Genomic DNA, 5,893 nt, shown 5'->3' with positions numbered 1-5,893 from the left:
GTCCCCATGACCCGAACCGCTCTGCGTGTCACGGCGCTCGCCGCCGCAGCCGCGACGACGCTGGTCGCACCGGCGGCCGCCGGTGCGGCGACGACCCATCGGCACCACGCGCACCGGCACGCCCCCGCCGTCGCGAGGATCCACGGCCTCGTCGTCAGCCGACAGGGCAAGCAACTGACCGTGCTGGCCGACACGGTGACCCTCGGCAAGCACCGACTGCAGCATGTCGTCGAGCACGTGTCGCTGCGCAACGCCGCGGCGACGGCCGCGCGCGCGGCCCGCGCCGGATACGTCATCACCGGAGCAGGAGCGGTCGACCGCCGCGGCATCACGAACCTGACCGTGCAGGCCGCGGCCCCGCAGGCCGCATCGGTCGTGCTCGGCACCGTCGCGTCCGTCGACGGCAGCCTCGCGACGATCTGCGCCCACGACGGTGCGGACGGCCACCACGGCGGCGGCTGGAGCAACGGCCACCCCGGCGACGGACAGGGCGACGGGCAGGGCGGTGGTGCCGGCGGCGACTCGACCTCCCCGAGCGGAAGCGGCATCAGCGGTGGGACCGGTTGTGGCGAGGGCGACCAGCTGACCGTCGACCTGAGCGACGCGGCCCTGACCGGTACCGCGACGAGTGCGGCGCAACTGGCCGCCGGTGACTACCTCGTCGCGCTCGGCGAACAACTCGACGGCACGTTCCTCGCCGCCCAGGCGATCTCCTACGCCGCCGAGCCGTCCTTCGTGGTCGGACGCGTGCTCGCGGCCGACGCCAACGCGAACTCCCTCTCCGTCGGCAGCACCGACGGCGACAGCGCCGAGAACACCTCGGACGACGGGAACGGCGACGGCAGCAGCGCCGGCGCCGGCGGCGTGCAGGTCGACACCACGACCGCGCAGATCGTCGTCAACGGCGCCCAGGACGGCACCTTCCCGAGCGTCGGTGACGAGGTGCTCGTCCTCGGCCAGGACGGCGTCACCCCGGCGCCGGGTGCGCCCCTGCCGTCCAGCTTCGTCTACGCCTTCAACCAGGCCGACCACAACCCGGCCGGCGACCAGGGCACCGGCGACGCCGGCAGCAGCGGCGGCGACTGACCCGACCGGACGTCGGGCGCCCGAGCGGTGCCCGACGTCCGACGCCGTCGCGCTCAAGTACGGCGGGCGACGGCCGACGGACCACGTGACAGCTGCACGGAAGGCGGCCATGTCCTCTCCCGACGACGACGGGCTCGACGCGCTCGCCGCGGCCGCGCAGCGCGGTGACGGGCGCGCGCTGGACCGTCTACTCGCCCTGGTCCGTCCGCAGGTGCACCGCTACGTGCTCGCACGCCTGATCGACCGGCACCTGGCCGAGGACGTGACCCAGGAGGTCGGGGTCGCGATCGTCGCGTCGCTGCCCCGCTACGTCCGCACCGACCGGCCGGTGATCGCGTGGGTCTTCGGCATCGCGGCCCACAAGGTGAGTGAGGCGCACCGCCGCCACGGGCGCCGGCCCGAGACCGTCGTGGACGACCTGCCCGACCTCTGCTCGCTCGCCGAGTCGGCGGATCCGGCGCTGACCGCTGAGACCCTGGAGAGCAGCCGGGCCGTCGCGGCGCTGCTGGCCTCGCTGCGCCACCCGCAGGGCGAGATCCTGCGACTGCGCATCGTGGCCGGACTCAGCACCGAGGAGACGGCCGCGGTGCTCGGCCTGACCCCTGGTGCCGTGCGCGTCGCGCAGCACCGCGCCCTCAACGTCCTGCGGGCCCGGGTCCTGTCCCAGCCCGACGGGAAGCCGCCGCGGCAGCCGACGGTCACCCGGTGCGCGCGGCGAGGCGCCACCACCGATCGAATGGGAGCGCACCGATGAGCGACCGGATGGACGCGCTCCACACCGACGACGCGCTGCTGGACGCCATGGGGCGAGGCGACGCGCCGACCGGGGGCGATCCGGTGGCCGACGCGCTGTGGCACTGGCGGACGGAACTGTCGTACGCGACGATCGCCGCGGACGCGACGGCTGCACCCGCTGCACCGCCGCCACCGGGCCGGGCATGGCGGCGGACCACCCTCATCGCCGCCACCGCGATCGTCGTGGCGGCGGGCGGGAGCGTCGCCGCTGCCGCCGTGACCGGCCCGCGCGGCCCCCTCGGCGGCCTTCATCGACTCATCTTCGGCGAGCACCACACCGTGCAGCCGAGCCCGTCGGTCATCACCACACCCGACCACGGGACCCGTGCTGTCCAGGTTCCCTCACCTGCGCCGTCACCGCGCAGTGCTCCGGCTCGTCCGGTACCGACGCGGGCGATCCCGGCGGCACCGGCTCGGACCTCACCTCCTGCCTCCACCGCGACCGGTGCGACGCCGTCGGGTCCGCCCACCGGCCCGGCCCGTGGGGCGCCCGGCGGCGGAGCGCCGACCGGCTCCGGCGACCAGCAGGACACGGGTGGCCACGACGGTGGCACCACCGGCAGCAGGCAGGGCACGTCGCCGGGGGAACACGACACCGAGCCACCCGGCGGCCACGACGGCGGCGCCGGCGACCCGCCGAGCGACCAGCCCGACCCCTCGACGCGGCCGAGCGCACCGCCGAGTGACGCACCGACCTCGCGTCCGCCCGAGGGCGGTGACGGAGCCGGCGACTCCTGACCGATGCCCGCACCACGTCGTGGTTGGAGCGCCCGCCGCACCCGCGACATCCAGGTGCCGGGTGGGCGCTGTTGGGATCGAACCAACGACCGCTCGGGTGTAAACCGAGTGCTCTCCCGCTGAGCTAAGCGCCCGGCGTCCCACGCTGTGGGGCCGGTGAACCGCATCAGGCTACCGAGTGCGCTGACGTACCGTGGAGCCGTGTTGAGGACGCTGCGCCAGCCGCGGTACGCCGCGCTGACCGCCCTCATGATCGTGATCGCCATCGTGTGCGTGCTCGCCGGCACCTGGCAGATCTCGCGGTTCGAGCAGAAGAAGTCCGAGAACGACGCGCTGCGCACCAACGACCACAGGCCGGCCGCCGCCGTCCAGGACCTGCTGCCGCTCACCGGCTCGGGCAAGCGGGCGCCGTCGACGGACGCGATCGAGTTCCGCACCGTGCGCCTGCAGGGCACCTACGACGACGCCCACCAGGGCCTCGTCCGCAACCGCACGCTGTCCGCCGACGACGACACCGTCGGCTACCTCGTCGTGACGCCGCTCGACACGTCTGCGGGCACGGTGCTGGTCGTCCGCGGCTTCCTCAAGGCGGGGGCGCAGACCGACCCGACGCCGCCGCCGGCGCCGTCCGGGCCGCAGACCGTCACGGCGCGCCTCATGACCGCCGAGTCGCGCGACGACCGGGCGGCCGACCTGCCGTCGCCGCAGCTCGAGTCGATCAACCCGGCGCAGCAGGCGGCGCGGCTCGGGCGTCCGGTCTTCGAGGGCTACGCCGAGGTCATGGGCGGCACGGCCCCGGCGGGGCTCGAGGCGATCCCCGCGCCCGACCTGTCGAACCCGGCCGGCGGCGCGCTCGAGCCGCAGCACTTCGCCTACGTCATCCAGTGGTACCTGTTCGCCCTGCTGGCCCTCGCCGCGCCGGTCGCGATGGCGCGGTCGGAGGCGAAGGCGGCCCGTGCGGCCGCGGCCCCGGCGGGCGAGTTCGACGACGAGCCGGTCGTACTGACCGAGGACGAGGCGCGGGCGGCCAAGCTGGCCGCCCGCTACGGGCGCGTCCGGTAGGTCGTGACCGCCGGCGCGCTCAGAGCGCGTCGATCGCCTTGCGCCAGACGTCGGCGTCGCGGCCGTCGCCCGGGCCGTTGTGCTCGGCGAACCGGACGATCCCCTCGCGGTCGATCAGGAAGGTGCCGCGGTCGGCGAACCCGGCCTGCTCGTTGAAGACGCCGTAGGACTGCGCCACGGCGCCGTGCGGCCAGAAGTCGGAGAGCAGCGGGAACTCGTAGCCCTCCTTCTCGGCGAACACCTTGTGGGCGAACACCGAGTCGCAGCTGATCGTCGCCACCTGCACGTCGTCGTTCTGGAAGGCGCCGAGGTCGTCGCGCACGCGGCAGAGCTCGCCGGTGCAGATGCCGGTGAAGGCGAGGGGGTAGAAGACGAGCAGCACCGCCTTCTGCCCGCGGAACGACGAGAGCGAGAACTCCTCGTTGTTCTGGTCCTTCAGGGTGAAATCGGGCGCCTGCTGTCCGACGCTGATCTCGGGCTGACTCACTTCTTGCCTCCAGATTTGCGCCCGACCAACCGGGCGCCGGACCAATCATTGCCGACCGTGGCGATCGACGTCTGCGACAGGCCCGCGATGGACGCGGCCTCGGCGATGTCCGAGGGCTCGACGTAGTCGGAGCGTCCGCGCTTCGGCGTCAGCAGCCAGATGACCCCGTCGTCGGCGAGGGGTGCGATGGCGTCGACGAGGGTGTCGGCGAGGTCGCCGTCCCCGTCGCGGTACCAGAGCAGGACGACGTCGACGACCTCGTCGGAGTCCTCGTCGACGATCTCCTCACCGGTGATCTCCTCGACGTCGTCGCGCAGCTGCTGGTCGACGTCGTCGTCATAGCCGATCTCCATGACGATCATCCCGGAGCGCAGGCCCATGCGGCCCGTGCTCTTCGCGTCCGCTCCGGGAGCGGCGCTGCCATTCACAGCGGACGTCCTCCTCGACCTCGGGGTGTCAAGCCTGTCTCGTACTTCTCGGTAACTCCTGCGCCGACCCTAGCGGCTCCTGAGGGTGTTGACTGGACGGGAGCCACGAGCAATTCCGAAAGGCACACCATGACAGTCGACCGGTTCTCCATCATCACCGACGGCCTGCCGAGTCAGCTCCCCGACATCGACCCCAACGAGACCCGTGAGTGGATCGAGTCGCTGGACGCCGCGATCGACGCCGACGGCCGGCAGCGCGCCCGCTTCCTCATGCTGAAGCTGCTCGAACGGGCGCGCGAGCGGCAGGTCGGCGTCCCGGCGCTGCGCAGCACCGACTACATCAACACCATCCCGCCCGAGCGCGAGCCCTGGTTTCCCGGCGACGAGGACATCGAGCGGCGCATCCGCGCGTACATCCGCTGGAACGCCGCGATCGCCGTGTCGCGGGCGAACAAGCTGGTCGGCGTCGGCGGGCACATCGCCACCTACGCCTCGGCCGCGTCGCTGTACGAGGTCGGGTTCAACCACTTCTTCCGCGGCAAGGACCTCGCGTCCGGCATGGGCGACCAGGTCTACTTCCAGGGCCACGCGGCCCCGGGCATCTACGCCCGCGCCTTCCTCGAGGGGCGGCTCACCGAGCAGCACCTCGACGGGTTCCGCCAGGAGCAGTCGAAGGCGCCGTACGGCCTCTCGTCCTACCCGCACCCCCGGCTCATGCCCGAGTTCTGGGAGTTCCCTACCGTCTCGATGGGCCTCGGCCCGATCGGCGCGATCTACCAGGCGCGGTTCAACCGCTACCTGCACGCCCGCGGCCTGGCCGACACGTCCAACTCGCACGTCTGGGCCTTCCTCGGCGACGGCGAGATGGACGAGGTCGAGTCGCTCGGCGCCATCGGTGTGGCCGCGCGCGAGGAGCTGGACAACCTCACCTTCGTCATCAACTGCAACCTGCAGCGCCTCGACGGGCCGGTGCGCGGCAACGGCAAGATCATCCAGGAGCTCGAGGCGTACTTCCGCGGCGCGGGCTGGAACGTCATCAAGGTCGTCTGGGGACGCGACTGGGACCCGCTGCTCGCCCGGGACGCCGACGGCGTGCTGGTCAACCAGATGAACACGACGCCCGACGGGCAGTACCAGACCTACACGGTCGAAACGGGCGCCTACATCCGCGAGCACTTCTTCGGCGGTGACCCGCGGCTGCGCAAGATGGTCGAGGACGTCAACGACGAGGATCTGCGCCGGCTGTCGCGGGGAGGCCACGACTACCGCAAGGTGTACGCGGCGTTCAAGGCCGCCC

At 72.7% G+C, this 5,893-nt stretch carries 5 protein-coding genes, 1 tRNA gene and 2 pseudogenes; 5 read left to right on the top strand and 3 right to left on the bottom strand.

What is annotated here, in order from left to right; translation table 11 throughout:
• The 3 genes and pseudogenes from ACTHMS_RS14355 to ACTHMS_RS14345 form a co-directional block, all read left to right on the top strand.
• Nucleotides 1-1,086 (top strand): annotated as a pseudogene (locus ACTHMS_RS14355) (hypothetical protein); the annotation flags it as partial.
• Nucleotides 1,087-1,195: 109 nt separating this feature from the next.
• Nucleotides 1,196-1,840, top strand: coding sequence for a sigma-70 family RNA polymerase sigma factor (locus tag ACTHMS_RS14350; RefSeq protein ID WP_440307354.1), 645 nt, complete (start codon nt 1,196-1,198; stop codon nt 1,838-1,840).
• Nucleotides 1,837-2,619 (top strand): hypothetical protein, encoded by a 783-nt coding sequence (locus ACTHMS_RS14345; protein WP_440307353.1) that lies wholly within the window; start codon nt 1,837-1,839, stop codon nt 2,617-2,619. The genes ACTHMS_RS14350 and ACTHMS_RS14345 overlap by 4 nt, the downstream gene beginning before the upstream one ends.
• Before the next feature lie 62 nt (nt 2,620-2,681).
• Here the strand turns inward: ACTHMS_RS14345 and ACTHMS_RS14340 are convergent.
• Nucleotides 2,682-2,753 (bottom strand) — tRNA-Val (locus tag ACTHMS_RS14340).
• A gap of 67 nt (nt 2,754-2,820) precedes the next feature.
• Here ACTHMS_RS14340 and ACTHMS_RS14335 point away from each other — a divergent pair.
• Nucleotides 2,821-3,681 carry an SURF1 family protein gene (locus ACTHMS_RS14335; RefSeq protein ID WP_440307352.1) on the top strand — a complete coding sequence of 287 codons (861 nt, stop codon included), beginning with the start codon at nt 2,821-2,823 and terminating at the stop codon, nt 3,679-3,681.
• A gap of 19 nt (nt 3,682-3,700) precedes the next feature.
• On the opposite strand, the gene ACTHMS_RS14330 is transcribed toward ACTHMS_RS14335, so the two are convergent.
• Both ACTHMS_RS14330 and ACTHMS_RS14325 read right to left on the bottom strand, forming a co-directional pair.
• Entirely contained in the window at nt 3,701-4,168 is a 468-nt protein-coding gene (locus ACTHMS_RS14330; RefSeq protein WP_440307351.1) for a peroxiredoxin, read from the bottom strand.
• A complete protein-coding gene (locus tag ACTHMS_RS14325) occupies nt 4,165-4,548 on the bottom strand; it encodes a DUF3052 domain-containing protein (RefSeq protein WP_440307350.1) in 384 nt (127 codons plus the stop codon). The genes ACTHMS_RS14330 and ACTHMS_RS14325 overlap by 4 nt, the downstream gene beginning before the upstream one ends.
• Nucleotides 4,549-4,725: 177 nt before the next feature.
• Here ACTHMS_RS14325 and ACTHMS_RS14320 point away from each other — a divergent pair.
• A pseudogene (locus ACTHMS_RS14320) lies at nt 4,726-5,893 on the top strand (pyruvate dehydrogenase (acetyl-transferring), homodimeric type); the annotation flags it as partial.

Origin of the sequence: Jatrophihabitans sp., from assembly GCF_051960575.1 — a bacterium.
GTDB lineage: Bacteria > Actinomycetota > Actinomycetes > Mycobacteriales > Jatrophihabitantaceae > JBQCEE01.
The sequence above is the reverse complement of the archived record's forward strand: the minus strand, read 5'-3'. Positions and strand labels throughout refer to the sequence as shown.

Coding starts and splice junctions, on each gene's coding strand:
- ACTHMS_RS14350 (WP_440307354.1), top strand. CDS start 1,196: ATGTCCTCTCCCGACGACGACGGGCTCGACGCGCTCGCCGCGGCCGCG.
- ACTHMS_RS14345 (WP_440307353.1), top strand. CDS start 1,837: ATGAGCGACCGGATGGACGCGCTCCACACCGACGACGCGCTGCTGGAC.
- ACTHMS_RS14325 (WP_440307350.1), bottom strand. CDS start 4,548: ATGGGCCTGCGCTCCGGGATGATCGTCATGGAGATCGGCTATGACGAC.